This window comes from Gordonia sp. GN26, from assembly GCF_054823965.1.
In genome coordinates this window covers 1-530 of record NZ_JSYC01000146.1, presented here as the reverse complement: position 1 = coordinate 530, position 530 = coordinate 1, and the positions used below count along the sequence as shown (strand labels likewise).

Below are 530 nucleotides of genomic sequence, written 5' to 3'. Positions count from 1 at the left end.
TGGCTGCTTCTAAGCCAACCTCCTGGTTGTCTTCGCGACCCCACATCCTTTTCCACTTAGTACACGCTTAGGGGCCTTAGCCGGCGATCTGGGCTGTTTCCCTCTCGACTACGAACCTTATCGCCCGCAGTCTCACTGCCACACTCTCACTTACCGGCATTCGGAGTTTGGCTGACGTCAGTAACCCTGTGGGGCCCATCGGCCATCCAGTAGCTCTACCTCCGGTAAGAAACATGTGACGCTGCACCTAAATGCATTTCGGGGAGAACCAGCTATCACGGAGTTTGATTGGCCTTTCACCCCTACCCACAGCTCATCCCCTCCATTTTCAACTGAAGTGGGTTCGGGCCTCCACGACGTCTTACCGTCGCTTCACCCTGGCCATGGGTAGATCACTCCGCTTCGGGTCTAGACCCGGCGACTCAAACGCCCTATTCAGACTCGCTTTCGCTACGGCTACCCCACACGGGTTAACCTCGCCACCGAGCACTAACTCGCAGGCTCATTCTTCAAAAGGCACGCCATCACCC

The 530-nt window shown here is 56.6% G+C and carries 1 rRNA gene; it reads right to left on the bottom strand.

Features of this window, described 5'->3' with window-relative positions:
* Positions 1-530 (bottom strand): 23S ribosomal RNA (locus OK17_RS20520); the annotation flags it as partial.